The 24,566-nt window shown below is 61.4% G+C and carries 24 protein-coding genes and 1 pseudogene; 6 read left to right on the top strand and 19 right to left on the bottom strand.

The features are described 5' to 3' along the window. The 4 genes and pseudogenes from ACIROY_RS21940 to ACIROY_RS21925 form a co-directional block, all read right to left on the bottom strand. Positions 1–161: pseudogene (locus ACIROY_RS21940) on the bottom strand (branched-chain amino acid ABC transporter permease); the annotation flags it as partial. Positions 162–245: 84 nt separating this feature from the next. Then, entirely contained in the window at positions 246–1,184 is a 939-nt protein-coding gene (locus tag ACIROY_RS21935) for a delta(1)-pyrroline-2-carboxylate reductase family protein (RefSeq protein WP_402344194.1), read from the bottom strand. 4 nt (positions 1,185–1,188) lie between these two features. Next, positions 1,189–2,199 carry a trans-3-hydroxy-L-proline dehydratase gene (lhpH, locus tag ACIROY_RS21930; RefSeq protein WP_402277716.1) on the bottom strand — a complete coding sequence of 337 codons (1,011 nt, stop codon included), beginning with the start codon at positions 2,197–2,199 and terminating at the stop codon, positions 1,189–1,191. A 269-nt stretch (positions 2,200–2,468) separates the two neighbouring features. Then, a complete protein-coding gene (locus ACIROY_RS21925; protein ID WP_402277718.1) occupies positions 2,469–3,596 on the bottom strand; it encodes a branched-chain amino acid ABC transporter substrate-binding protein in 1,128 nt (375 codons plus the stop codon). 283 nt (positions 3,597–3,879) lie between these two features. On the opposite strand from ACIROY_RS21925, the gene ACIROY_RS21920 reads away from it, so the two are divergent. Beyond that, a complete protein-coding gene (locus ACIROY_RS21920) occupies positions 3,880–4,344 on the top strand; it encodes an Lrp/AsnC ligand binding domain-containing protein (RefSeq protein ID WP_016832045.1) in 465 nt (154 codons plus the stop codon). 17 nt (positions 4,345–4,361) lie between these two features. Here ACIROY_RS21920 and ACIROY_RS21915 read toward each other — a convergent pair whose 3' ends face one another. From ACIROY_RS21915 to gpmA, 8 genes are all read right to left on the bottom strand, one after another. Then, entirely contained in the window at positions 4,362–5,492 is a 1,131-nt protein-coding gene (locus ACIROY_RS21915; RefSeq protein ID WP_402277721.1) for a branched-chain amino acid ABC transporter substrate-binding protein, read from the bottom strand. Positions 5,493–5,653: 161 nt separating this feature from the next. Next, a complete protein-coding gene (locus ACIROY_RS21910; RefSeq protein ID WP_402344191.1) occupies positions 5,654–7,684 on the bottom strand; it encodes a TonB-dependent receptor in 2,031 nt (676 codons plus the stop codon). Between the two features lie 90 nt (positions 7,685–7,774). Then, positions 7,775–8,260, bottom strand: a complete 486-nt coding sequence (locus tag ACIROY_RS21905) for a hypothetical protein (RefSeq protein ID WP_402344188.1) — start codon at positions 8,258–8,260, stop codon at positions 7,775–7,777. Between the two features lie 299 nt (positions 8,261–8,559). Then, complete coding sequence (dksA, locus tag ACIROY_RS21900; protein WP_116436363.1) at positions 8,560–8,964, bottom strand: RNA polymerase-binding protein DksA; 405 nt, start codon at positions 8,962–8,964, stop codon at positions 8,560–8,562. Between the two features lie 745 nt (positions 8,965–9,709). Next, on the bottom strand, positions 9,710–10,468 hold the full coding sequence (locus ACIROY_RS21895; protein WP_402277728.1) for a HesA/MoeB/ThiF family protein: 759 nt from the start codon (positions 10,466–10,468) through the stop codon (positions 9,710–9,712). A gap of 98 nt (positions 10,469–10,566) precedes the next feature. Further along, positions 10,567–12,087 carry a S41 family peptidase gene (locus ACIROY_RS21890; RefSeq protein ID WP_116436361.1) on the bottom strand — a complete coding sequence of 507 codons (1,521 nt, stop codon included), beginning with the start codon at positions 12,085–12,087 and terminating at the stop codon, positions 10,567–10,569. Positions 12,088–12,090: 3 nt separating this feature from the next. Next, a complete protein-coding gene (locus ACIROY_RS21885; protein WP_402344185.1) occupies positions 12,091–13,485 on the bottom strand; it encodes a murein hydrolase activator EnvC family protein in 1,395 nt (464 codons plus the stop codon). Between the two features lie 14 nt (positions 13,486–13,499). Beyond that, the gene (gene gpmA / locus ACIROY_RS21880) at positions 13,500–14,246 is read right to left on the bottom strand and encodes a 2,3-diphosphoglycerate-dependent phosphoglycerate mutase (protein ID WP_402344182.1); all 747 of its coding nucleotides are present in this window, start codon (positions 14,244–14,246) and stop codon (positions 13,500–13,502) included. A 122-nt stretch (positions 14,247–14,368) separates the two neighbouring features. Between gpmA and ACIROY_RS21875 the strand changes: the two genes are divergently transcribed. From ACIROY_RS21875 to ACIROY_RS21855, 5 genes are all read left to right on the top strand, one after another. Beyond that, the gene (locus ACIROY_RS21875; protein ID WP_402277734.1) at positions 14,369–14,785 is read left to right on the top strand and encodes a rhodanese-like domain-containing protein; all 417 of its coding nucleotides are present in this window, start codon (positions 14,369–14,371) and stop codon (positions 14,783–14,785) included. Continuing rightward, on the top strand, positions 14,782–15,042 hold the full coding sequence (gene grxC / locus ACIROY_RS21870; protein WP_016835992.1) for a glutaredoxin 3: 261 nt from the start codon (positions 14,782–14,784) through the stop codon (positions 15,040–15,042). Before ACIROY_RS21875 ends, grxC begins: the two co-directional genes overlap by 4 nt. A gap of 68 nt (positions 15,043–15,110) precedes the next feature. Beyond that, positions 15,111–15,605: a protein-export chaperone SecB gene (secB, locus tag ACIROY_RS21865; RefSeq protein ID WP_402277736.1), complete on the top strand. Its 495-nt coding sequence runs from the start codon at positions 15,111–15,113 to the stop codon at positions 15,603–15,605. 158 nt (positions 15,606–15,763) lie between these two features. Further along, positions 15,764–16,219 (top strand): SH3 domain-containing protein, encoded by a 456-nt coding sequence (locus ACIROY_RS21860; protein ID WP_402277738.1) that lies wholly within the window; start codon positions 15,764–15,766, stop codon positions 16,217–16,219. A 54-nt stretch (positions 16,220–16,273) separates the two neighbouring features. After that, entirely contained in the window at positions 16,274–17,272 is a 999-nt protein-coding gene (locus ACIROY_RS21855) for an NAD(P)H-dependent glycerol-3-phosphate dehydrogenase (RefSeq protein ID WP_402344180.1), read from the top strand. Positions 17,273–17,364: 92 nt separating this feature from the next. Here ACIROY_RS21855 and ACIROY_RS21850 read toward each other — a convergent pair whose 3' ends face one another. From ACIROY_RS21850 to ACIROY_RS21820, 7 genes are all read right to left on the bottom strand, one after another. Then, positions 17,365–17,613 carry a hypothetical protein gene (locus ACIROY_RS21850; RefSeq protein WP_402344177.1) on the bottom strand — a complete coding sequence of 83 codons (249 nt, stop codon included), beginning with the start codon at positions 17,611–17,613 and terminating at the stop codon, positions 17,365–17,367. Positions 17,614–17,847: 234 nt separating this feature from the next. Then, positions 17,848–18,471: a sulfite oxidase heme-binding subunit YedZ gene (locus tag ACIROY_RS21845; RefSeq protein ID WP_402344175.1), complete on the bottom strand. Its 624-nt coding sequence runs from the start codon at positions 18,469–18,471 to the stop codon at positions 17,848–17,850. Between the two features lie 8 nt (positions 18,472–18,479). Continuing rightward, positions 18,480–19,460, bottom strand: a complete 981-nt coding sequence (msrP, locus tag ACIROY_RS21840) for a protein-methionine-sulfoxide reductase catalytic subunit MsrP (RefSeq protein WP_402344172.1) — start codon at positions 19,458–19,460, stop codon at positions 18,480–18,482. Between the two features lie 108 nt (positions 19,461–19,568). Then, entirely contained in the window at positions 19,569–20,234 is a 666-nt protein-coding gene (locus ACIROY_RS21835; protein ID WP_402277744.1) for an HAD-IA family hydrolase, read from the bottom strand. 12 nt (positions 20,235–20,246) lie between these two features. After that, entirely contained in the window at positions 20,247–21,398 is a 1,152-nt protein-coding gene (ccsB, locus tag ACIROY_RS21830; protein ID WP_116436351.1) for a c-type cytochrome biogenesis protein CcsB, read from the bottom strand. 144 nt (positions 21,399–21,542) lie between these two features. Further along, positions 21,543–23,669, bottom strand: coding sequence for a cytochrome c biogenesis protein ResB (locus ACIROY_RS21825; protein WP_402344169.1), 2,127 nt, complete (start codon positions 23,667–23,669; stop codon positions 21,543–21,545). Positions 23,670–23,873: 204 nt separating this feature from the next. Beyond that, entirely contained in the window at positions 23,874–24,542 is a 669-nt protein-coding gene (locus tag ACIROY_RS21820) for a c-type cytochrome (RefSeq protein WP_402344166.1), read from the bottom strand. Positions 24,543–24,566 lie beyond the last annotated feature (24 nt).

Below are 24,566 nucleotides of genomic sequence, written 5' to 3'. Positions count from 1 at the left end.
AAGATGCTCAAGCCTGCCATCGCGCCGATCATGAGCACGTCGCCGTGCGCAAAATTGATCAGGTTCAGCACGCCGTACACCATCGTGTAGCCCAGCGCGATCAGGGCGTACATGCTCCCCAAGACCAGGCCGTTGATGATTTGCTGGATGAATATGTCCATATGTCTCCTAAGCTCCCTTTTTTTCCACGCTGCTTGTTGCAGAGCGGTTCTGTGTAAATCTTTGTGGATTGAATTTCTGTCAGATCAACTTTGCAGCGAGTCACGCGCCACGCGCGCCGCCGCCAAATCCCATGACGCCTGGCCGACGGTCTTGAAGACCGGCAAACCCTGCGAAGGCTGCAGCTTTTCCCCGCGACCGGCCAGGATGTCGCCGATGGCGCGTACGCGGCTCCAGTCGACGCCGGCCTGGATCAGGTCGCCGGCTTCATGCTTCGCGCCGCCGAGGTCGTCGACGACGATGGTGCGTTCGGCCAGCAGCGCTGCCGGGAATTCCACCATGTCGGGCTTGAACGCGCCGACACCGATGGCCAGCGTGTGCGGTGCAAGTCTGGCCGGAATCACCGCGGTGCGCGAAGTGGTCAGTGCGATCAGCACATCGGTCGCAGGCACATCCTTTTGCATGGCGTCAGCCGCCAGCGGACTGGCGACGATGCCGCGCTCGGCATGACGCGTGCTGAGCTCGCTGCAGAACGCCTGCATGCGGGCAACGTCGCGCGCCACAATCCAGAATTGCGTGACGCCAAAAAACTCCACCAGCGCATCGGCATGCGCCGCCGCCTGCACGCCGGTGCCGATCAGCAGCGCCGATGTCGGCTTGGCCGGCGCGAGCGTCTGGATACCGAGCAAAGTCATTGCGGCCGTGCGACGTGCAGTAACGGTTGGACCATGCAGCAAGGCGATGCGGCGGCCGGTCTGGGTCTCGAAGACGATGACTTCGCCCTGGATCGCCGGCAGGCCATGTTTGGCGTTGTCGCCGTGGACTGTAATCAGTTTGGTGACGCTGAGATCGGCGCTGACGGCGGGCATGCTGAGCAGCACGCTGTTGGCGTCGATCGGCACGACCTGGCGTTCGGGCGCGGTGATGCGGCCGTCGGCGAATTCCTGTGCGGCCTGTGCCAGCGCGGGAACCAGGCGGCTGTACGGCAGCGCGGCGGCGGTTTGTTGGGCGTCGAGAATATGCATCGATTTACCTCAGGAAGAAGCCGGTCGGGAACGGGTCGGACTCTTCCAGCACCCACTGGTTGGTGCTCATGATGTGCGCCGAACCGGTGACTTCGGTGAAAGCCGCATCGAGCTCGCCGACCTTGGTGGTGCCGGTGACGCGCACGCTGAAGTTGCTGCCGACGATGCTGCCGTTGACGTAGTCCTGGTTGAGGTCCAGCTTGCCGCGCAGGAACAGTTGCGCCGCGCGGCCGGAGGTGCCGGTGCCGGTCGGCGAACGGTCGACTTCGCGGTCGGCGAAGATGCAGACGTTGGACTGATCAGCGCCGGGAAAATTGGGGGCGCTGTCGATGATGGTGCCGTACAGCGTATTCAAACCCGGCTCGAGCGGATGCTGGATCTGCACCTTGGCCTTGACCGCGGCCTTGGTCTCGGCGCCGAGCTGGATCAGCTGGCGCACTTGTTCCGGCTTGACGGTCAGTTTGGCCTGGTCGGCGTTGATGTAATAGTAGAAAGCGCCGCCGAAGACGATGTCGCCGGTGATCTTGCCGAAGCTCGGGGTATCGACTTCGACGTCGCGCTGATAGATGAAGGAAGGCACGTTCTTGAAGGTGACCTTGCCGGCGCGCTGGCCGTCCCACTCCACGCTGGCGTCGATGAAGCCGGCCGGCGCGTCGAAGCAGATGCGCGTCACCGGTGAAGTGCGCTCGACATAGCCCATTTCGACCAGCACTTTGCCCAGCGCGATGATGCCGTGGCCGCACATGTCGCTGTAGCCTTCGTTGTGGATAAAAATAACGCCGAAATCGGCATTCGGCGTCAGTGGCGGAAACAGGTATGCGCCGTACATGTCGGCGTGACCGCGCGGCTCGTTCATGAGGAACTGGCGCAGGTCGTCGCGGTTTTCTTTCAGCCAGGTGCGCTTTTCGAGGATCGTGGCGCCGGGCACTTGCGGCAAGCCGGACACCAGGATGCGCAAGGGTTCGCCGCCGGTGTGGGCGTCGATGGTCTGGACGGTGCGGGTGTAACTGAGCATGAAACTTCCTTCTGCGAAATACAGGAAACCAGTGCAAGGGGCAGTGTATTGCATTTCACCTTGCGTGCGCTGTATTGGTGATACGGATGCATCAATGCCGTGCCTGATCGGAAAGATGAGGCTATGGCGATCGCCGGCCCTGCTGCACTGCAGAGGGCCGGGGATGAACTACGGAAATTACCAGGGGATCATTTCAGGGAAGCAATCGCAAGGCTGCGATTGTTCCCTGGCAGAAATGAAATGGAACTGGCGATGAAACGACGCAGCGATCAGTAGCTGGTCAGAGCAACCGGCACGCCGTCCTTGAAGCGGAAGATCGTCACTGGCGATTGCTTCAGGTCATGCTTGTCGTCGAACTCGTACTGACCTGCCACGCCTTTGTATTTGATTTTAGCCAGCGCAGGGCCGTACACCTTTGGTTCGACGGAGTTGGCCGCCTTCATTGCCTGGGCGATGACCATCATGCCGTCATAGAACGAGACTGCATAGACTTCTGCGGGACGGCTGAATTTCTTTTGATAGTCGTCGGCGAATGCCTTGCCTTCCTTGGCCTTCTCGAGGATCGTGCCGCCTTGCGTACAGTAGACGCTTTCACCGATGGCGTCGCCGCCCAGACGGCCCATTTCAGGCGAGCAGATGCCGTCGCCGCCCATCAGCAGCGCGTCGATGCCCAGTTGCTTCATCTGGCGCTTGATCGGACCGCCTTGTGGCGCGTAACCGCCGATGAACACGGCTTGCGGCTTCTTGCCCTTGATCGAGGTCAGGATGGCGGTGAAGTCGGTTGCCTTGTCGTTGGTGAAGTCCTTGCTGACGACCTTGATGCCGTTGGCTTGGGCGATCTTGATGAATTCTTCCGCCAGGCCTTGGCCATACGCGGTGCGGTCATCAATCACGGACACGGTCTTGATCTTCAGTTCCTTGGCTGCGTACAGCGCCATCTTGCCGCCCAATTGGCTGTCGCTTGCTGCAACACGGTACAGGGTGGCGAAACCTTGCTGGGTGATCTTCGGATTGGAGGCCACGGTCGCTGTCACGATGCCGGCGTCGTTGTAGACGCGCGAAGCAGGAATGGTGACGCCCGAGTTGTACGGACCGACGATGGCCTTGACGCCCTGGTCAACCAGCTTTTGCGCTACGCCCACGCCCGATTTCGGATCGGCCTGGTCGTCTTCCGCGACGATTTCGAATTTGATCTTCTTGCCGCCGATGACGAGACCTTGCGTATTCAGACGCTCGACCGCCATTTGCAAACCGCCCTGGTTATCCTTGCCGGCCGAAGCTTGTGGCCCGGTCAGCGGACTGCTGAAACCGATCTTCACTGTTTGCACTTCCTGAGCAGATGCGAATGCCGGGATGATGGCAAGTGAAGCGGCGATGATATGCATGCGGTTATACATGTTGTTTCCTCTCTTGGTTGAAGGTCAGGCTTGCGTTAAAACACTGAATTCAAGCCGCGGCGGCAAAAAGGCAAGACGGTCGCAAGCGCAACTGCAGATAGGCATGGCGGGTGAGTCTCTCTTCTGTGCTTTGGTCGGCCCGTTGCGTCCGGTGGTCCGGCGCAACTACTTTTTATGGTGCTCGATTCTATTTACTCTTTGATGATATTAGTCCCGATAATTGCCCTTATAATCAGAATTTAATTCAGCAATTCTTCATTAAACAGAAGAAAATTCAGATTCTATGGCTACGCTTGATAAAATCAGCAAAAAGATACTCTCCGAACTGCAAAACGACGGCCGCATCAGCAACGTCGACCTGGCCGCACGCGTGAATCTGTCGCCGGCGGCCTGCCTGGAACGGGTGCGCAAGCTGCAAGACGCCGGCTACATCCTCGGCTATGCGGCCCAGCTCAATCCGGAATTGCTGGACGTATCGCTGCTGGTGTTCATCGAAGTCGTGCTGGACCGTACTACGGCCGACGTCTTCGAAGCCTTCAAGAAAAGTGTGCAGAGCATCCCCGAAATCATGGAATGCCACATGGTCGCGGGCGGCTTCGATTATCTGGTCAAGTCGCGCGTGAAGGATATGAACGCCTACCGCGAATTCCTCGGCAAGTCGCTGCTGCAGCTCAAGGGCGTGCGCGAAACGCATACCTACGCGGTGATGGAAGAGGTCAAGAATACGATCCGTCTGCCGATCAAATAAATCACGGACGAGCCGTCTCAAAAACTCGATAGCGGCGCCAGCTTGCCATCCTTGAAGCGCAGGATGGTCACGGTCGATTCGGTCATGTCGTGGCGTGGCGTGAACTCATAGGTGGCCGTCACCCCCTTGTAGCGCATGCGCGCCAGCACCGGCGCAAAGACGCGCGGGTCAATCGAATTGGCCGACTTCATCGCCTGCCACAGCAACAGCACGCCGTCGTAGAAGGTCGGCGCATAGACATCCGGCATGCTGCCGTATTTGCCCTGGTAAGCGGAGGCAAAGACGGCGCCGTCCGACACCCTGGTCAGCCACACGCCTCCCTGCACGCAGTAAGTACGATCGCCCAGCGCGCTGCCGGCCTGTACCAGCATGGCCGACGAACATAAGGCGTCGCCGCCCAGAAAGGCGATCGGCATGCCGCGCTGCTGCATTTGTCGCAGCAATGCGCCGGCCTGCGGCACGTAGCCGCCGAAGAAGACGCCGTCGGCTTTGGCGGCGGCGACGGCGCTCAGTGCAGCACCGAATTCCTCCACCTTGTCGCCGACCACTTCCTTGTACACCAGCTGGACGCCGTTCATTTTGGCGACCCGCTCGAACTCGTCGATCAGTCCGCGCGCGTAGAGCGAGCCGTCGTCGATGACCGCGATTTTTTTCAGTTTGAGATGGCGCGCCGCATACAGGCCCATCTTGCCGCCCATGTCGGCGTCGCTGGCGGCAATGCGAAACACGTACGTCAGCGCGGCCTGGGTGACTTTGGGATTGGAGGCGACGGTGAGCGACACCACGCCGGCGTCGTTGTAGATCTTCGCAACGCTCAGCGCCACGCCGGAATTGAACGGTCCCAGCACCGCCCGGACCCCGGCCCCCGCCAGCTCCCGCGCGATTGCGGCGCCTTCCTGCATGCTGGCCTTGTCGTCGCGCACCAGCAACTCAAAACGAATGACTTTGCCGTCCAGCTGCAGGTTTTGCTGGTTCAGGCGTTCGATCGCCATCTGCGCACCGTTCAGCGCATCCTTGCCGGCGGCGGCCTGCGGCCCCGACAGCGGGCTGCTGAAACCGAGCTTGACCACCTGTCGCTCTTGCGCAAAAGCACAGGCGGACAGCAAGGACAAGGCTGTTGCAATTGCAATGATGCGAACAGGTGGCATGCGCTCCTCGGGCCGGGACTGGCGGTGCCGGCGGCATTGCCGGTGACTCTGCCAAGAATAGCCCAATACGTCGCCGCGCATTGGTGAAAAACCGGCAAAAGAGCATGCCTTTTGCCGGTTTTGATTGGTTCAGGGGCCGTGCGCCACGCAAACGGGTCCGGTCAGAACTGCGTACGCACCCCGACGATCAGGTTGCGCCCCGACTGCGGCACGGTGTCCTTGAGCACGGCGGTGGAATAGCGGATGTCCTGGTTGAGCAGGTTCTTCACCAGCGCGAACCAGGTCACGCGCATCGCCTGCAGCTTTTGCGTGTACGACAGATTGGCGTCGAGCTGGGTGTAGGACGGCGTCTGGCTGGATTCGAAGGCGGCCAGGCGATCCTGCTTGAGGGCGCGCAGCACGCGTGCGCCGCTGGCCCACGGACCTTGCTTCCAGCCGAGGTCGACGCCGTAGCGCGTGGCCGGTTGCAGCGGCAGGCTGCCCTGATTGTCCAGCGTGCCGCGCGAGGTGTCGGCAAAGCCGCGCACCGAGAATCCTTCGTTGTTCAGGTTGTAGCTGACTTCGACTTCGGCGCCGTGGATGGTGGCGTCGCCCTGCGACCAGAAGCGCTGCAGGAATTCGCCGGCAGGATCGGCATTGCCGGTGGCGTCGACCTGGCCATTGGTGCGGCCGTAGACGTAATTCTTCACCTTGTTCTGGAACAGGTTGCCCTTCCAGCGCACCAGGCCTTCGGTCTTTTGCAGGCTCAGTTCGATGTTGTGCGAGGTTTCCTTTTGCAGGCTGCCGTTGCCGATGTCGAAGGTCGAGGTCGATTCATGCGGGCCGTTGGAATACAGCTCTTCCACGGTCGGCGCACGCTGCGCCACCGAATAGGTCGCGCCCAGGCCGTAGCCTGGCACGAAGCTCCACAAAGCGCCGGTGGACCATGAGAACAGGTTGAAGTCGCGGTTTTGCAGGCCTTCCGGACGGCGCTTGACGGACTCCAGGCGCAGGCCGGCGCTGGCCAGCACCGAGCCGAACTTGCGCTCCTCGACCAGGAAGCCGGCGAAGGTGCTGGACTTGGTTTTGGGCGTCAGCTGCGGCGAACCGTCGACGGCCGACAAGGCTGAATAGTTGTTTTGCTCGCTCTGGATGCCGAAATTGCCGCGCCAGCCGGCCAGCGGCTTGTGCGCCAGCTCCCAGCGCGTCTGCAGCGCGCGGTTGGAGAACACGGTGTCGGCGGTGCCGTCTTCCTTCTTCTCGGTATGGGTGTAGTCGGTATAGCCGAGCTTGAACTTGAAGGACTCTATTCCGGCAAACGGCTCCTTGACCAGACTGTCGATGTCGTAGCGAGTCTGGTGCAGGTCGATGAAGGATTTCTCCGCAGTTGGGATGCCGTAGTGATCGTCCAGCGACGATACCGACGCGCCGAGGTGGCCCCAGTCGGCGATGTAGGAACCGCCGACGCCGACGCTGCTTTCATGTGTGAAGGAATTCGGCAGGCGACCGGATGCGGTGGTGGCGTCGCCCTGTTTGGCGTTGCCGGGGATCTTGTAGTTGTCGGTGTCGCGATAGTTGCCGTCAACGTGCAGGCCGATCTGGCCGGCCGAACCGTCGACCGAGAATGACGTGTTCTTCTGGCCGTCAACGGTGCCGTAGCGCGCCTCGACCTGGCCGGTCGGCTTGCCCACCAGCTCGGTCGGGATGCGGTCGTTGACCACGTTGACCAGGCCGCCGATGGCTCCCGAGCCGTACAGCAGCGCGGCCGGACCGCGCAGGATTTCAATCTGGCGTGCGGTGGCGGCTTCGGTGGCGACCGCGTGGTCGTTGGAGACGGTCGAGACGTCGGCGGTCGACATGCCGTTTTGCAGCATCAATACGCGCGGACCTTCCATGCCGCGGATGATGGGACGCGACGCCCCCGCGCCGAAGGCGGAGGCCGAGACGCCGAGCTCTTGCGACAGCGTGTCGCCGAGCGAATTGCCGAGCTTGTTGCGCAGCTCATCGCCGGCCAGCACTTTGGCGGGGGTGAGGATTTGGGCGTTTTCTTCAGTGGCGAAGGGGCTGGCTGTGACGACGACTTCCTGCAGTTGCTGTGATTGCTGCGGCGGCGTGGTTTGCACGGTCTGCACGGTCTGTGCGAAGGCGGCGGTGGACATGACGGCGAGCGCGGACAGGACGGCGCTGGCCAGCAGGGTTGGCTGGGCTTGCATGGTGTTCCTTGACTGACAAATGAAAGAATGGCGTGCGTCCGGACGCGGATCCGCGTGAAGCGGTCCGGCCGGGAAATCATTGCGTTCATGTCAGCGCGGTGGCGCGCGTGAGGAAAAGTGGCAAACGGCCGGCGCATCCCAGGAGGCGAAGGCCTGCCACAGCGCCAGCACTTGCGTGCCGGGAATCAGTGGAGGAGAAAAGAAACCGGCGTGGATACCGGCAGCGCCGGCGGCGGCGTCGTATTCGACGCAGGAATGATGCGATTTTTCATGTGCGGCGTGGTGCTTGCCGTCGGCAGAAGAGGCTGAATTAGCGGTGCCGACGTCGACATAGTTGAACAGTGCGGCATTGAAGGAGGCAACCGAAGAAACATGTTCTTGCCCCGGCCAACCGGCGTGAGCGATGCCGTGCGACAGCCCTAGCCATTGCGAGAACAACAGCATCGCCGCCAATGCCAGCGCCAAACCCATGCGGCCGCTGCGACTGCGTCGGGCAAAGACGCCGGCGGGACGGGCCGGATGGTCAATACGCAGCAATGTGGCGGTGGCGACGGCCATGAGGTTCAGGTAGGTCAACGATGGTTCGGCGAGCGCGTGCGAGCGGCGTGCCGGAGAGCGCGAATTATAACACTAAATTGCAACACTGTTGCATTTACGAATATATCGCCCGCCGCCCGTGGACGCGCTGGTGAAACCGGGGAGGCTCAGAAAGAAACGACGAAAGGATGCCGCGAGAATAGCCAACGAGGCACGACGAGAACGCGATGACAGCGTCACCAACGCCGCGCGGAAACGACACGCACAATGAAAGACGTGGAAAACAAAAGCGAATGGCGCCGACTCGCGGCGCCATTGCTTTTGATCACAGCGGGAACTCAGTCGCCGTACAGCTTTTGCTTGAGTTCGCGGCGTTGTTGCGCTTCCAGCGACAGTGTCGCGGTAGGACGCGCCAACAGACGCGGAATGCCGATCGGTTCGCCGGTTTCTTCGCACCAGCCGTATTCGCCGCCGTCGATGGAGACGATGGATTGCTGCACCTTCTTGAGCAGCTTGCGCTCGCGGTCACGGGTGCGCAATTCCAGCGCGTGTTCTTCTTCGATCGTGGCGCGGTCGGCAGGATCAGGCACCAGCACGGTTTCGCGCAGATGCTCGGTGGTCTCGCCGGCGTTCTTGAGCAGATCTCGTTCCAGCTGTTGCAAACGGGCCTTGAAGAAAGCAAGTTGCGCTTCGTTCATGTAGTCCTTCTCGCCCATCTTGAGGATTTGTTCCTCGGTGAGCAAGGTTTGCGTATCAGGGGTAGTTTTGGGAGTTTTAGTTGCCACTTCGCTTACTTTCAATACTACGGGTTTTTCAATTTTATCCTTTAATCCGGCGCTTGCATCCTGCTTTTCTGCCTTGCTGCCGCTGGCTTTGCTGCCGCCAGGCTGACCGGATTTGGTCGCTTTTGAATCCACTTCCCTTGCTGCCGGTGTTGACGCTGTTGCGGGCGCTTTTTGAGACGCCGCGCCGACTGCCTTGCCGGCGCCCTTCCCTGTGCCGGACCCGGCGGTCGCCGATACCGTTTGTTTAACGGTCAGGGATTTTACTACAACAACATTGGCTGCCGATGAAGTTGTTGTCTTCTTCGGCGCAGCCTTGCCGGCCTTGGGCTGCGTGGCCGGTGCAGTCTTGACTGCAGCGGTTTTGCGGGCCGGCGTCGCCGCCCGGCTGGCTGGTTTCGGCTTCAGCTTTTCAGTTGCCGCCCTTGGCGTTTTGACCGCTGCGGCAGTGGCGCCGGCTTTCTTGGCTGCACTTTTGGCCGCGGTGGCTTTGGAACTATCCTTCTTTGCGGTGACGCCCATGTATCCTCCCCCCGAAACTCCCGGTTATCTGGTCAATCGACGATCGTGCCTGGCTCACGCCATGACACGCAGATGGGGAAGCGTGTCATCCGGCACGCAAATCCAATACAGTGTATACCAGAACTTGGCGCATAAATAGCACTTCACGCACTGCTTGCGCCTGCCTGAGGCCTGCCCGGTACGGTCAGGCTGGATGTACTGCGCCGCACACCGGGCAAGCCGGGTTGCGCGCCAGCCGGATGGTGGTCCATTCCATGTTGCGGGCGTCGAGGATCTGCAGCCGGCCGGCCAGCGATTCGCCGATCTCCGCCGTCAATTTGAGTGCTTCAGCCGCCTGCATGGTGCCGATGATTCCCACCAGCGGCGAAAACACGCCCATGGTCGAGCATTGCACCTCGTCGAATTTCTGGTCGGGCGGAAACAGGCAGGCGTAGCACGGCGCCGTCCCCGAACGCGGATCGAACACGCTGACCTGGCCGTCGAAGCGGATCGCCGCGCCCGACACCAGCGGCACCTTGTGGGCCACGCAGGCGCGGTTGACGGCGTGGCGAGTATCGAAATTGTCGCTGCAATCGAGCACCACCGTGGCGTTGCGCACCAGTTCACCCAAGCGCGCGTCGCTGACGCGCTCAGCCAGCGCAACGATGTCGATGTCCGGATTGATCTCCTCCAACGCCTGCTGCCCCGACAACACCTTGAGCTGACCCACGCGGCCAGTGGTGTGCATGATCTGGCGCTGCAGGTTGGTCAGGTCGACGCTATCATCATCCACCAGCGTGATCCTGCCCATGCCGGCCGAGGCCAGATACATGGCTGCCGGCGACCCCAGTCCGCCGGCGCCGATGATCAACGCATGGCCGGCCAGCAGTTTTTCCTGTCCGGCAATGTCGATCTCGTCGAGGAGGATGTGGCGCGAATAGCGCAGCAGTTGCTGGTCGTTCATGGCGTGGCGGGGCTGACTACCTTGTGGGGCGATGAAATGAAAGAGGGCTGCATCTCTGCAGCCCTCTTAATGTAACGCAATTCCTTGCTTTGCTTCTTTTACTTCTTTTCGATCTTTTCTGCTGGAGCCTTTTCAATCTTTTCCGGCGGCGCCTTGTTGTCCTTGCGGATGTCCTTGACCGGCTTGTCGTCCTTGCTGGACTCGTCGCGGATTTCAGGCTTGACCTTGGACACCTGGACCGGCTGGCCCTTCAGGTGGTTGAGCGCCTGCGCCAGCTGGAAGTCTTCCTTGCTGCCGAATTCCAGCGGCTTGCGCTTCTTTTCCAGCGCGATCAGGCGTTCTTCTTCCTTCTCGTCAACCGTGGAGGCCTTCACTTCCTTGGCGTCCTTGTCCTTGTCGTTGGTCAGGTGCTTGGTCAGGTCGGCTTCGCGCAGGCGCAGGCCGTTGAGGCCATCGCCGTCGGCGTATTCATCCACCATGATGTCCGGCACGATGCCGCGCGCCTGGATTGAGCGGCCGTTCGGCGTGTAGTAGCGCGCCGTGGTCAGCTTGACCGCGGTCAGCTTGTCCGGCGGCAGCGAGATCACCGACTGCACCGAGCCCTTGCCGAACGACTGCGTGCCCATGATGGTGGCGCGCTTGTAGTCCTGCAGTGCGCCGGCGACGATTTCGGAGGCCGAAGCGGAACCGGAGTTGATCAGCACCACCAGCGGCACCTTCTTGATCGCGTCAGGCAGTTTGGACAACGGGTCGTTGAGCGGGTTGGCGGCGTAGAACTCGCGCTTGGCCAGGAAGCTCGACTTGGAGCTCGGCAGTTGACCGTTGGTGGTCACCACCACGGCATCCTTCGGCAGGAAGGTGGCCGACACGCCGATCGCACCCGGCAGTACGCCGCCCGGATCGTTGCGCAGGTCGAGCACCAGGCCCTTGAGGTTCGGCTCCTGGGCGTAGATCGCCAGAATCTTCTTGGCCATGTCGTCGACCGTCGGTTCCTGGAATTGCGTCACGCGCAACCAGGCGTAGCCGGGTTCGACCACTTTCGACTTGACGCTTTGCACGCGGATTTCCTGGCGGGTGATGCTCAGGATGATCGGCTTGTCCTCGTCCTTGCGGGCGATGGTCAGCGTGATCTTGGTGTTCGGTTCGCCGCGCATCTTCTTGACGGCTTCATCGAGCGTGAGGCCCTTGACCGGCGTCGAATCGAGACGGGTAATCAGGTCGCCCGCCTTGATGCCGGCGCGGTAGGCCGGCGAATCTTCGATCGGCGAGATCACCTTGACGTAGCCGTCTTCCATGCCGACTTCAATGCCGAGGCCGACGAACTTGCCCATGGTGCCTTCGCGCAGCTCCTTGTAGGCCTTCTTGTCAAGGTAGGCGGAATGCGGGTCGAGCGAGGCGACCATGCCGGAAATTGCTTCGGTGAGCAGCTTCTTGTCTTCTACCGGCTCAACGTAATCGGACTTGATCAGACCGAACACGTCGGTCAGTTGCCGCAACTCTTCCAACGGCAACGGCGCCGTCGCATTTTTTTGCGCGATGGCGTCGAATTGCATCGAAGCCGCTACACCCGCAATCATGCCCAAACTGATAAGTCCAACGTTCTTGAGTTTGCTGCCCATTTTTCACCTAGTAGTTACCCAGCCCAGTGGGTCGAAAGCACGGCCCTGATGCCGCATTTCAAAGTATAAACCCGATTGCTCATTGCCGCCGCTATTGCCTGCGCTGGCGATGACATCCCCGGTTTTGACGAGATCCCCTGCCCGCTTCAGAACGGACTGATTATTGCCATAAATGGTCATGTACTGGTTGCCGTGGTCGACGATCAGCAGATTGCCGAAACCGCGCAGCCAGTCCGCATACACTACCCGCCCGGCCGCCACAGCCTTGACTTCCGTGCCTTCCGGCGCCCGGATGAACAAGCCTTTCCAGCTCGGTCCGTCGCCGCGCTTGCCGCCGAACTTGGCGATCAGGTCGCCGCGTATCGGCAGGCGCAGCTGGCCACGCAGGCTGGCGAAAGGTTTACCAAAATTTTCTTCCGGCGACGGCGTGGCTTCGTTGCGGCCCAGCGATTGCGGCGCTTCATCGTCGTCAATGGTGTCCGACGGCGCCGGCCTGGCCTTGGTTCCCGGCGCGGCCTTGGCTTGCTGAGCTGCAGCAGCCGCACGCCGTTCGTGTTCGGCCTTCGCTTTGGCCAATTGTTCCTGGCGGCGCTTTTCGCGCGCCGCGGCTTCAGCCTTCTTCTGGTCTTCGATCAGTTGCGCCAGCTTGTCGACCAGGCCGGACAGGCGCTGCTCGTCGCGCTGCAGGTTGCCGACTTCCTTGCGCTGCGAGTTCAGCTTGGTCGACAGTTGCGCCAGCAGCGTGCCGCGCTTGGCCTTTTCCTTCTCCAGCAGTTTCTTTTGCTCGTTCTCTTCCTGGGCGATTTCTTCCAGTTCGAACTTGGCGTTCTGGGTCGCGGCCTTGTTGTCCTTGATGGCCTGCAGGTTCACGCGCAGCGTTTCGATCAGTTTCGCCTGCGCCTGCGACACGTAGCCCATGTATTGCAGCTCGCGGTTGATGCGATTGGGATTGTCGCCCGACAGCAGCAGCTTGATGCGATCCTCGTTGCCGGCCACGTACTGGTCACGCAGCAGTTTGGACAATTGCGCCTGTTGACTGTTGACCACGCCGGACAGGTCGGCCTGCTGCTTTACCAGCACGTTGAGCTTAGCCTCGGTGCCGGCCTGCTCCTGGCTCAGTTCGCGCAGCGAGCGATTGGCCTTGGAAATCGCCTGCTCCGACTCGGCCAACGCATCGGCGGCGTTGCCCTTGGCGGTCTCGGTCTTGTCAATGTCGCGCTTGAGGTTGGCCAGCTTTTGCTGCAGGTCGGCGCGCTCTTTCTCGGCCGCCTGCTTTTGCTTGGCGCGCTCGGTGACCTGGGCGGCGACCGGCGACGGCAAACACAACGCTGCGGCCAATGCCGCAGCGCCGAGAACCGCCGGTCTGCCGGCGCGCCAGCGCCGCAATCCTTCAGTCATGCAAAAAAGCTTAGTTATTTCGATTTCCCTTGGTTTGCCACGGCCTTGAGCGCCGCGTCGATGGCCGACTGGTCGCCCAGATAGTAACTCTTGATCGGCTTGAGGTCGGCATCCAATTCATACACCAGCGGCTGGCCGTTGGGGATGTTGAGGCCGACGATGTCGTTGTCGCTGATGCCGTCGAGGTACTTGATCAGTGCGCGCAGGCTGTTGCCGTGAGCCGAGATGATGATCTTCTTGCCGGCGCGGATGGCCGGTGCAATGGTGTCGTTCCAGGCCGGCAGCACGCGCGCCACGGTGTCCTTGAGGCATTCGGTCAGCGGAATGTCTTCACGCTTGAGGCTGGCGTAGCGCGGGTCGTTGTAGGACGCGCGCGGATCGCTCGGCTCCAGCGGCAGTGGCGGCGTGTCGTAGCTGCGGCGCCAGACCAGTACCTGTTCATCGCCGTACTGGGCGGCGGTTTCCGCCTTGTTCAGGCCTTGCAGCGCGCCGTAGTGGCGTTCGTTAAGACGCCAGTCGTGCTGCACCGGCAGATACATCAGGTCCATTTCGTCGAGCGTGGTCCACAGCGTGCGGATGGCGCGCTTCAACACCGAAGTGTAAGCCAGGTCGAAGGTGAAACCGGCTTCTTTCAGCAGCTTGCCGGCCTGCTTCGCTTCGGCCACGCCTTTTTCGGTCAGATCGACGTCAACCCAGCCGGTGAAACGGTTGGCGAGGTTCCAGGTTGACTCGCCGTGGCGCATGAAAACGATTTTGTACATAGTGTGGATTCGTGAGAAATAAGAAGAAACGGGAAGCGATCAGAAAATAGCAAAGGAAGAATCAAATAGCGTGTCAGCTTCTATTTTATAATGCCAGGATTCAGTAAACCCATTGAGATCCCGTGAAATTCATCGTAGACAATATTTTCCTGATCGGCCTGGTCATCATTTCCGGTGGCGCGCTGCTCGTTCCCTTCCTGCAACAGCGCGGCAGCAAGCTGACGTTGCTGCAAGCCACCCAACTGATCAACACCGGCAAGACCCTGGTCCTGGACGTGCGCGACGTGGAGCAATTCAACGCCGCCCACCTGCGCGACGCCCGCAACATCCCGCTCAAGGACCTGTCGCAACGTATCGCCGAACTCGACAAGTTCAAGGGCAAGAACGTCATCGTGGTGTGCCAGTCCGGCACGCAAACAGCCAAGGCTGAAGGCATCCTCAAGAAGGCCGGCTTCACCGAAGTGCACGGCCTGACCGGCGGCATCGCGGCCTGGCAGGCGCAAGGCCTGCCGACCGCCAGCCAGAAGGCGGCAAAATGACAGCGCGCGTCCTCATGTACAGCACCGGCGTGTGCCCGTATTGCATGATGGCCGAGCGCCTGCTCAAGAGCAAGGGCGTCGAGGACATCGAAAAGATCCGCATCGACCTCGATCCGCAGCAGAAGGACATCATGATGGAGAAGACCGGCCGCCGCACGGTGCCGCAAATCTACATCGGCGACACCCACGTCGGCGGTTTCGACGACCTCAGCGCGCTGGACCGCGCCGGCGGTCTTGATCCGCTGCTGCAGGGCTGATCCGTTCCGAACTGATCCATTCGCATTTTTACCATCCGTATTAATCCAACCTGAAACGAGAGCATTCCATGGCGGAAGAGAACCAACAAGCTGAACAGCAACCCGTATTCCAGATCCAGCGCGTCTACCTCAAGGACCTGTCGCTGGAGCAACCGAACTCCCCGGCGATCTTCCTGGAACAGGACGCGCCAGCGATTGAAGTGGCAGTTGACGTCGGCGCCGAAGCGCTGGCCGACGGCATCTTCGAATCCACCGTCACCATCACCGTGACCGCCAAGGTCAAGGACAAGGTCGCGTTCCTGGTCGAAGGCAAGCAAGCCGGCATCTTCGAAGTGCGCAACATTCCTGCCGAGCAACTGGATCCGCTGCTGGGCATCGGTTGCCCGAACATCATCTATCCTTACCTGCGCGCCAACATCGCCGATGTGATCACCCGCGCCGGCTTCCCGCCGATCCACCTGGCCGAAATCAATTTCGAAGTGTTCTACCAGCAACGCCTGCAGGCGCTGGCCGAACAACAGACCGACGGCACGCTGGTCACCGGCACGACCACGGTCAACTGATCTCGCTCCATCCGCCGCACGCTGCTCCGCTCCGCGCGGAGCGCGCAGCGGTCGGCGCCTTACCAACGTCTCACCCTCGTCGTATCCTGCTATCCGATGCCGCGCACCGCGACCATCCGCGCCACGCACGGCCTCAACCTCTTCAGCGGAGCAAGTCCATGAAATTTTCCCCTCTCGTCCTTTCCGCTCTGATCCTCGGTTCGGCTGCAGCAGTACCCGCTTATGCGCTCGACTTCAAGTCGGTCGGTGCAGCGCCGGCCGTGCTGTATGACGCTCCTTCCGAAAAAGGCCGGCGCGTCTTCGTGGCGCCGCGCGGCATGCCGGTCGAAGTGGTGCTGACCTACGGCGAGTGGAGCAAGGTGCGCGATGCGGCCGGCACGCTGTCGTGGGTCATGTCCAAATCGCTGGCGACCAAGCGCAACGTCGTGGTCAATGTCGCCAATGCCAAGATTCATGCGGCAGCCGATGACAACAGCGCCACCGTCTTCAGCGCCGACAAGAACGTGCTGCTGGAATTGACGGACGCGACCCCGGTATCCGGCGGCTGGGTCAAGGTCAGGCATCGCGACGGCCAGAGCGGCTTCGTCAAGGCGTCCGAGGTCTGGGGCGACTAAGCCGGACCAGCGGGCGCATACTCACCCCTTTCCGGCCTCTACAAGCGAATCTTCATGAATATTTCCATACTCGGCGCCGGCGCCTGGGGCACGGCGCTGGCCATCGTGCTGGCGCAGCGCCATCAGGTCGTGCTGTGGGGCCGCAACGGCCAGGCCATGCAGGAAGCTTCCCTGCAACGCGAAAACATGGCCTATCTGCGCGGCTTCCATCTGCCGGAGTCGCTTGTCGTGACCGCCGACTTCACCCATGCGGTCGACCACGTCACTTCCAGCCAGGACAGCCTGCTGATCGTCGCCTCGTCGGTATCCGGCCTGCGAGCTTTGGCCGAGACCTTGCGCGCGCATCCGATCCCCAACATCGTCTGGCTGTGCAAGGGCCTGGAAGAACAAACCCGCCTGCTGCCGCATCAGATCGTGCGCGAAGTGTTGGGCGACAAGATCCCGGCCGGCGCACTGTCGGGCCCGTCCTTCGCCCAGGAAGTGGCGCGCGGCCTGCCCTGCGCCCTGACCATCGCCAGCCACGACAAGGCCCTGTGCGAACGCGTGGTCGGCGCGGTGCACGGCGGCAACCTGCGCGTGTATTCAAGCGACGATCTGATCGGCGTGGAAATCGGCGGCGCCGTGAAGAACATCCTGGCCATCGCCACCGGCGCGGCCGACGGCCTGCAATTGGGGTTAAATGCGCGCGCGGCATTGATCACACGCGGGCTGGCGGAAATCAGCAGGCTCGGCATCGCGCTGGGCGGCCGCGCCGAAACCTTCATGGGCCTGTCCGGCGTCGGCGATTTGATCCTGACCTGCACCGGCGACCTGTCGCGCAATCGCCGTGTCGGCCTCGGCCTGGCGCAGGGCAAGAAGCTCGACGCCATCGTGACCGAGCTTGGCCATGTCGCCGAGGGCGTGCGCTGCGCGCAGGCGGTGCGCTCGCTGGCGCAGGAGCTGGACATCGACATGCCGATCACCAATGCGGTGGCCGGGGCCTTGTTCGATGGGGTTTCGGTACAGGAAATGGTGGCGCAGCTGCTGTCGCGCGATCCGCGCGAAGAGAACTGAACAACTGAAAATTGACGCCGGGCAAAACCACGGGCCGATGAAAAACGGGACTGGCGCCTGGCGCTCAGTCCCGCTGCTGCGACGCTGAAAACTTAGCGTGCGACGATATCGCTCTCCATTTTGGGGCGCTTGAAACGCTTGGGCGACTCGCCCTCGACGATGTCGTCGATCTGCTTCGGCAGCTTGTCGTAGACCGAGCAATCGTCTTCGCGCTCTTTCGCGCGAAACGATTTTCCTGCCTTGCTGAAACGGCCTTCCTTGGCCGCAAGCACATATTGCTGGTGATGAGCGACGCCGTTCTTGGCATTCTTGACTGCGATATTGCGTTCGATTGCTTGCATGACCCTGTCCTTACACGTCTGATGACGTTCCCGTTCGTGGCGTTCTGCGACGATCAACACCTTGCGGCGCCATCGCAGTTGCGCGTTTTTGGCGCGCTGTAAGTCAACTAACGCACCAAATTCGATTTGGAATACGCAAAATCCGAATTTTTGTCAGGGAGTAGCAAGAAAAAACAAAACGCCGCCATGTTTGCGGCGGCGCAGCAAATTGAAAATTTCAGTCTTTACAAGGCTTTACGGCGTTTTTCTCGATTGGTATTTGAAGAACATACGCAGTAGCAGCAGAATCGTAACAATTGTTGCAAAAAGTATCGGCTGCGCCAGCAGGTTCTTGCCCGCCTTCATCCACCAGAAGTGCAAGATGCCCAGTGGCAAGATCATGTACATCAGCCGGTGCAGCCACAGCCAGCGTTTGGCGCCCAGCCGGCGCACCATGGCGTTGGTGCTGGTGGCCGCCAGCGGGATCAGTAGCACGAAGGCGATGAAGCCGACCGTGATGAACGGCCGCTTGAGGACGTCGCGCCACATCTCTTCCACATCGAAGAAATGGTCGAACCAGAAAAACGTCATGAAGTGCAGCACGACGTAAAAGAACGAAAACAGCCCCAGCATGCGGCGCAGCCGGATCAGCCAGTTCCAGCCGGTCAGGCGCCGCAGCGGCGTGACCGCCAGCGTGATGCACAGGAAATACAGGGTCCAGTCGCCGGTGTTGCGCGTGATGAATTCGATCGGATTGGCGCCGAGCCGGTCGAGGAAGCCGAAGGCGATCAGCCGCACGAACGGCAACAGCGCCAACACGAACAGCACGCCCTTGAGGATGCCGACCTGGCGCGGCTTGAGGTTACGCAGTGCATTCATGGGCGCGCTCAAAAGAATTTCTTCAGGTCCATGCCCGCATAGAGCGGCGCGACTTCGCTATAGCCGTTGAACATCAGCGTTTTGCGCTTGCGGGACAGGAAGCCGTCTTCGCCGATACGGCGCTCCGAGGCCTGCGACCAGCGCGGGTGATCGACGTTGGGATTGACGTTGGAATAGAAGCCGTATTCCTGCGGCGCCGAGACGTTCCAGGCAGTCTTGGGCTGTTCCTTGAGGAAGCGGATTTTGACGATGGACTTGGCCGACTTGAAACCGTATTTCCACGGCACCACCACGCGCACCGGCGCGCCGTTCTGGTTCGGCAGCACTTCGCCGTACATGCCCACCGTCAGCAGCGTCAGCGGATGATTGGCCTCATCCAGGCGCAGGCCTTCGGTGTATGGCCATTGCAGCACGCGCTCGTAGACGCCGGGCATTTGTTTCTTGTCGTCAAGGGTGACGAATTCGATGTATTTGGCGTTGCCGGTGGGCTCGGCCTTCTTGATCAGTTCGGACAGCGAATAGCCGATCCACGGAATCACCATCGACCAGCCCTCGACACAGCGCAGGCGGTAGATGCGCTCTTCCAGCGGCGCCAGCTTGAGCAGCGCGTCGATGTCGAGCGTCAGCGGCTTCTTCACCTCGCCTTCGATGGCGATGGTCCAAGGCCGTGTCTTCAGCGTGCCGGCGTTTTGCGCGGGATCGCCCTTGTCGGTGCCGAATTCATAGAAGTTGTTGTAGGTGCTGGCGTCCTTGAAGCTGGTCTGCTTGTCCATCACGACGTAGGCGGAATTGGCCTTGGCGGCCAGCTTTTGCGCGCCCGGCGTCTGCGCCAGCGCGGGTTGCGTCAGGGTTTCCAGCAAGGCGCCGCCGGCGATGGAACCGACCGCGACGTGGCGCATGAAACCGCGGCGCGACTCGAACAGCGCGCGCGGCGTGATCTCGGAAGACAGCGGGACGTCGATGTTGCGGATCTGGCGCTTGATGAACATGGAATCTCCTGTGACGGTCATTGACGACCGTTGGTCGCGTTGATCCGCACCATCTTACAGAAGTTCGCCGATTTGATTGTGCCGGCAGCGGCCGAGCTCAGGAGAATCTCAGGAAGGATGGACGACCGGCGCCAGGCGGCCCGGCAACTCCGCCAGTTCGCGGATCACGTGCACGCCGTCGGGCAAGGTCAGCACATGGTCTTCCGACTGCAGCGCAAACACCGTCATGCCTGCCGCCAGGCCGGCCTTGACTCCCGGGAGGCTGTCCTCGACCACGGCGCAGCGCGCCGGCGCCACGCCCATGGCGGCTGCGGCATGCAGGAAGAGGGCCGGATCGGGCTTCCATTTCTGGACGTCGTAGGCGCTGTAAATGCGCCCTTCAAAATACGGCAGCATGCCGGTCACGCGCAGGCACAGCTCGATCTTTTCACGCGGCGCATTGGAGGCCAGGCAGAACGATACGGCCAGCGACTGCACCAGTTCCAGCGCGCCGGCGATCGGTTGCAGGCGGGCGCGGAACATGATCGCCATGAGATCGCGCAGTTCGGTCACGAAGCTGGCCGGCAAGGGGCTGCCGGCGAGGCGTTCGATCTCGGCCACGCAGTCGGCCATGTTGACGCCCTTGAATTTCTCCAGCGCTTCGACCGCGGTGATGCTGACGCCGAAGCGTGCGCTGTGCTCGACCCAGGCATCGGCGGCGACGATTTCGCTGTCGACCAGGGTGCCGTCGCAGTCGAACAGGATCAGGTCAATGCCGGGCAGTGCTTTGCTCATAGCATGGTTCGCCTACAGTTCGCCGTAAGAATGCAGACCGGACAGGAACATGTTCACGCCGAGGAAGGCGAAGGTCGTGACCAGCAGACCCACCAGCGCCCACCAGGCCGCAACCTGGCCGCGCAGGCCCTTCATCAGGCGCATGTGCAGCCATGCCGCATAGTTGAGCCAGACGATCAGCGCCCAGGTTTCCTTCGGGTCCCACGACCAGTAGCCGCCCCAGGCTTCGGCCGCCCACAGCGCGCCGAGGATGGTGGCGATGGTGAAGAAGGCGAAGCCGACCGCGATGGCCTTGTACATGACGTCGTCGAGCACTTCCAGAGACGGCAGGCGATCTTCCAGATAGCCCTTGGACTTGAGCAGGTAGGCCACCGCCACCATCGCCGCCAGCGCGAAGGTGCCGTAGCCGATGAAGTTGGCCGGCACGTGGATCTTCATCCACCAGCTTTGCAGCGCCGGCACCAGCGGCTGGATCTCGGCGGCGTCGCGCGAGACCGTGTACCACAGCAGGAAACCGACCGCCGCCGTAATCACCAGCAGCACGAAGGCGCCAAGCTGGCGGGTGGCGTAGCGATCTTCGTAATACAGGTAGAACAGCGCCGTGATCATGCAGAACAGGATGAACACTTCATACAGGTTGGAAATCGGGATGTGACCGATGTCCGGGCCGATCAGGTAGGACTCGTACCAGCGCACCAGCATGCCGGTGAAGCCCAGCACCACTGCCGCCCAGCACAGCTTGGAGCCGAGTGCGGCGCCCGTGCCGGAACGCGCCACCAGGCCGACCCAGTAGAACAGCGTGGACAACACGAACAGCGCGCTCATCCACAGGATGGCCGACTGGCTCGAGAGCAGGTATTTGAGGAAGAATTTCTTGTCGGCCATCTCCAGCGCGCCGCCGTACATGGCGATCGCCGACAACGCCAGCACCGCCAGCACCGCCATCAGCCAGCGCACCGATTTCCAGTGCCAGCCGAGCCAGGCGAAGGTTGGCGCCGCCAGCAGCAGCACGGCCTTTTCGTAGTAATCCATGTGGCCGCCGTAGCGGCTCAGCGCAAACAGCGACGCCGCCACCAGCGCAGCCGCGTAAATCCAGTCAAGCACGCTGAGGCGCTTGAAAAAGCCGATATCCTGCGAATAGGCGTGGGTTTGGCTCAATTCCATTACGATCTCCAGTTCAATCCTGGGGCCGCCGCGCATCGTCGCGGCATCAGGCCCTCCGACATCCTACCCGTCTGGCGTGGGGGAGATATGTCGTTGCGGGCATAAGCGTTAAACGCCCATGCCTATATTATGTCCGACGCTAGCTTACGCCGTTTGCGTCAGCTTCGCCTTCAGTAATTCGAATTCCTTGTCGAAATCCATCGTCTTGCGCTGGGTGCTCATGGCCATCAGCGAATGCGATCCGCCGTCGTCTTGCGGGCGGATCCAGACCCACAGGCGACGTTCGCGGATGTACAGCATCGAGAACACGCCCAGCACCAGGAACAGGCAGCCCAGGTAGACCACTTTCTTGCCCGGCGAACGCGTGACCTGGAACACCGAAGCCTTGATCTCGTCGAAACCGCTCAGCTTGAGGTACACCGGCGCATGGTAGAAGCCGGCATCGGCCATCGCGTTGATCGCCAGTTGCAGGAAGCGTGCATGCTTCTCGTCAGTGCCCATGGCTTTGAGGCCGGCCTTCTCGCGCGCGACCTGCCATAACTCCCACATGCTGCCGTTGAGGATCTTCATGAAGATGTCGGCGGCCTTTTCCTGCTCGGCGGCGGGAATCTTCTCGATGAAGCGCGACACCGCGATGTAACCCGACTCCTTACCGTCGCCGGCAAAAATGCTCAGACCGCGCAAGGCCGACTGCTGCACCTGGTCGCGCAACTGCTGGGCGTTGGCGCCATCGCCTTTCATGGCCTGGCGCGCATAGCGTGCGGCGGCTTCCGTGCGCAACGCCGGGTTGGCCAGCGCGGCGCGCAGGCGCATCCACTCGTCGACGCTGTCTTCGTCGTCGGCCGGGATGCGCAGGTAGCGGAATTGCTCGTCCGGCATGTCGCGTACGCCCGCCAGGAAGACATAGGCGCCGTCGACCTGCACCGGCTGCATGTAGTTCAGGAACTCGCGCGCCTGGCCGGTCTTGTCGCGCAATTTGTATTGCACGCTCGGGCCGACGTTCTTGAGGTCCTTGCTGTTGGCGTTCTTGGCGCCCGAGCCGAGGTGCTTGTCGAGGCCTTCGGCGAACGATTTGTTCACACCCTTGTTGACGCTGCGGACATCGCCACCGCTGGCGCCGTTGCCGCCATTGCCGCTGTTGTTCATGTTTTCCACGTTGAAGGGACGGAAACCGCTCCACTCCACCGTGTACTCATTGTCCTTGGCCGCCGACAAGGGGGTGCTGCCGTTGACTTCACCGGCGATCTCGAAGCGCTTGTCGTCGGCGCCGGTCATGGCGTGACCGGTCAGGCGCAGCTTGCTGCCGCCGTCCTCGAAGCTCGACTGGTACACCGCAATGCCGTTGTAGATCAGCGGTTCATTGACCTTGATGGTGGCCGCGAAATCCTTGCCGGTGGCGTTGTCGCGCACGATCACGTCGCTCGCGAACAGCTTCGGCATGCCGGTCGAGTAGTAGTCGATGACGAAGCGTTTCAACTGGATCGTGAACGGCAGGTCCTGGATCATCACGCCATTCTGCTGCGGGATGATGGCGGTGCTGCTGCTGGCGCCTTCAGGGATCAGCGTGTTGCCGCGGAAGGTCGGATTGCCCAGGCCCAGCCGGTGCTCGGCCGGAATCTGCGAAATCACGCCGTTGCCGGCGAACGGCGTCTTGTCGTAGAACCATTGCTGGAAGCGGATCGGCAGGTCGGAGTCGAGCAAGCCGCCGAGACAGATGATGACGATGGCCGAGTGCGCGAAGATGTAGCCCCATTTGTTGGCCGCACCCTTCTTGGCGGCGATCAGCGTAGCCCCGTCTTTTTCCACCAGCTTGACCTTGTAGCCGTTGGCACCGATGCGCTGCGCCAGTTGCTGCGCCAGCCCGGCCACCGGCGTGGCGGCGGTCCATTCGGCCTTGTGGTGGAAATTGCGCAGCGATTGCTCGCGCACGTTTTCACGCCAGCTGCCGATGTCCTTGAGCATCTTGGGACCGTTGCGCGCGATGCACAGCGAGGTCGACAGCACCAGGAACCCCATGATCATCAGGAACCACCAGGCCGAGTACACGGCGTACAGCCCGAGCTTGCCGAACACCTCGAACCAGAACGGCCCGAACTGGTTGACGTAGTTAGGCATCGGCTGGTTCTGCTGCAGCACGGTGCCGATAATGGAGGCGACCGCGATCAGCGTCAGCAGGCTGATGGCAAAGCGCATGGAGGAAAACAGCTCGACGATTTCGGCGACCCAGCGTTGGCGGGTCTTCAATTGGATGCCTGCGGTACTGCCTGTCATAAGTGCTACCTTTATCGATGCTCGATGCTGCTTGCGGTGCTGTTTTTTGCGGTGCAATTCTCAGCGGCTGCCTCGCCTGCCGGGTTGAGTTTGCCTGACAGGGCGGAAATGCAAAGGGGGCGGCTTCGCAGCCACCCCCTCCAATTTGTTGCGACCGAATTTTTACATCGGATTTTTTACAACGGACTCTTTAAAGCGGATTCTTTACTTCAGGCCGGCGATGTAGTCTGCCACAGCCTTGATTTCCTTGTCCGACAGGCGATCCGCGATGGTCGTCATCTGCGGGCTGTTGCTGCGCGCGCCGCCGCGGAATGCCGTCAATTCGGTTGCCGTGTAATCCTGATGCTGGCCAGCCAGACGCGGATACTGTGCAGGGATGCCGGCGCCGTTCGGGCTATGGCAGCCGGCGCAGGCCGGAACGTTCTTGGAGGCGATGCCGCCGCGCCAGATCTGCTTGCCGAGGTCAAGGGTGTCCTTGCTCTTGGCGGCGCCCGGCTTCGGTGCCTGGGCATTGAGGTAGGCGGCGATGTTCTTCACGTCTTCATCCGACAAGGCCTTGGCCAGCGGCGACATGATGGGGTTGCTGCGGCCGGCGCTGCGGAAATCGGTCAATTGCTTGACGATGTAGGCAGTATGCTGGCCCGCCAGGCGCGGATTGGCGGTAATGGTCGAATTACCCGCGGCACCATGACAGGAAACGCAGGCGGTGATGTTGCGCGCCGCGTCGCCGTTGGTATAGAGCGTTTCGCCTTTGGCCGGATCAACCTTGGCGACGGGCTCGGGTTTTTTTTCTTCGGCTGCAAACGCTGCGGAAGATACCGCCAGCATTGCAATGAACAAGGATTTCAACAACGGCGAAAAGGCACGATTCATTCAAACACCCTGAGACTTGATTGT

Origin of the sequence: Herbaspirillum sp. NPDC101396 (assembly GCF_044767365.1) — a bacterium.
In the GTDB taxonomy this organism is placed as follows: Bacteria; Pseudomonadota; Gammaproteobacteria; order Burkholderiales; family Burkholderiaceae_D; genus Herbaspirillum.
The sequence above is the reverse complement of the archived record's forward strand: the minus strand, read 5'-3'. Positions and strand labels throughout refer to the sequence as shown.

What these genes read in the sequence shown, in the direction of transcription:
- ACIROY_RS21845 (WP_402344175.1), bottom strand. Translation starts at nt 18,471, where the DNA reads ATGAATGCACTGCGTAACCTCAAGCCGCGCCAGGTCGGCATCCTCAAG.
- gpmA (WP_402344182.1), bottom strand. Translation starts at nt 14,246, where the DNA reads ATGTACAAAATCGTTTTCATGCGCCACGGCGAGTCAACCTGGAACCTC.
- ACIROY_RS21860 (WP_402277738.1), top strand. Translation starts at nt 15,764, where the DNA reads ATGAAATTTTCCCCTCTCGTCCTTTCCGCTCTGATCCTCGGTTCGGCT.
- ACIROY_RS21855 (WP_402344180.1), top strand. Translation starts at nt 16,274, where the DNA reads ATGAATATTTCCATACTCGGCGCCGGCGCCTGGGGCACGGCGCTGGCC.
- ACIROY_RS21885 (WP_402344185.1), bottom strand. Translation starts at nt 13,485, where the DNA reads ATGACTGAAGGATTGCGGCGCTGGCGCGCCGGCAGACCGGCGGTTCTC.
- ACIROY_RS21925 (WP_402277718.1), bottom strand. Translation starts at nt 3,596, where the DNA reads ATGTATAACCGCATGCATATCATCGCCGCTTCACTTGCCATCATCCCG.
- ACIROY_RS21825 (WP_402344169.1), bottom strand. Translation starts at nt 23,669, where the DNA reads ATGACAGGCAGTACCGCAGGCATCCAATTGAAGACCCGCCAACGCTGG.
- ccsB (WP_116436351.1), bottom strand. Translation starts at nt 21,398, where the DNA reads ATGGAATTGAGCCAAACCCACGCCTATTCGCAGGATATCGGCTTTTTC.
- ACIROY_RS21820 (WP_402344166.1), bottom strand. Translation starts at nt 24,542, where the DNA reads ATGAATCGTGCCTTTTCGCCGTTGTTGAAATCCTTGTTCATTGCAATG.
- msrP (WP_402344172.1), bottom strand. Translation starts at nt 19,460, where the DNA reads ATGTTCATCAAGCGCCAGATCCGCAACATCGACGTCCCGCTGTCTTCC.
- ACIROY_RS21895 (WP_402277728.1), bottom strand. Translation starts at nt 10,468, where the DNA reads ATGAACGACCAGCAACTGCTGCGCTATTCGCGCCACATCCTCCTCGAC.
- ACIROY_RS21890 (WP_116436361.1), bottom strand. Translation starts at nt 12,087, where the DNA reads ATGGGCAGCAAACTCAAGAACGTTGGACTTATCAGTTTGGGCATGATT.
- ACIROY_RS21915 (WP_402277721.1), bottom strand. Translation starts at nt 5,492, where the DNA reads ATGCCACCTGTTCGCATCATTGCAATTGCAACAGCCTTGTCCTTGCTG.
- lhpH (WP_402277716.1), bottom strand. Translation starts at nt 2,199, where the DNA reads ATGCTCAGTTACACCCGCACCGTCCAGACCATCGACGCCCACACCGGC.
- ACIROY_RS21850 (WP_402344177.1), bottom strand. Translation starts at nt 17,613, where the DNA reads ATGCAAGCAATCGAACGCAATATCGCAGTCAAGAATGCCAAGAACGGC.
- ACIROY_RS21910 (WP_402344191.1), bottom strand. Translation starts at nt 7,684, where the DNA reads ATGCAAGCCCAGCCAACCCTGCTGGCCAGCGCCGTCCTGTCCGCGCTC.
- ACIROY_RS21935 (WP_402344194.1), bottom strand. Translation starts at nt 1,184, where the DNA reads ATGCATATTCTCGACGCCCAACAAACCGCCGCCGCGCTGCCGTACAGC.
- ACIROY_RS21835 (WP_402277744.1), bottom strand. Translation starts at nt 20,234, where the DNA reads ATGAGCAAAGCACTGCCCGGCATTGACCTGATCCTGTTCGACTGCGAC.
- ACIROY_RS21920 (WP_016832045.1), top strand. Translation starts at nt 3,880, where the DNA reads ATGGCTACGCTTGATAAAATCAGCAAAAAGATACTCTCCGAACTGCAA.
- grxC (WP_016835992.1), top strand. Translation starts at nt 14,782, where the DNA reads ATGACAGCGCGCGTCCTCATGTACAGCACCGGCGTGTGCCCGTATTGC.
- secB (WP_402277736.1), top strand. Translation starts at nt 15,111, where the DNA reads ATGGCGGAAGAGAACCAACAAGCTGAACAGCAACCCGTATTCCAGATC.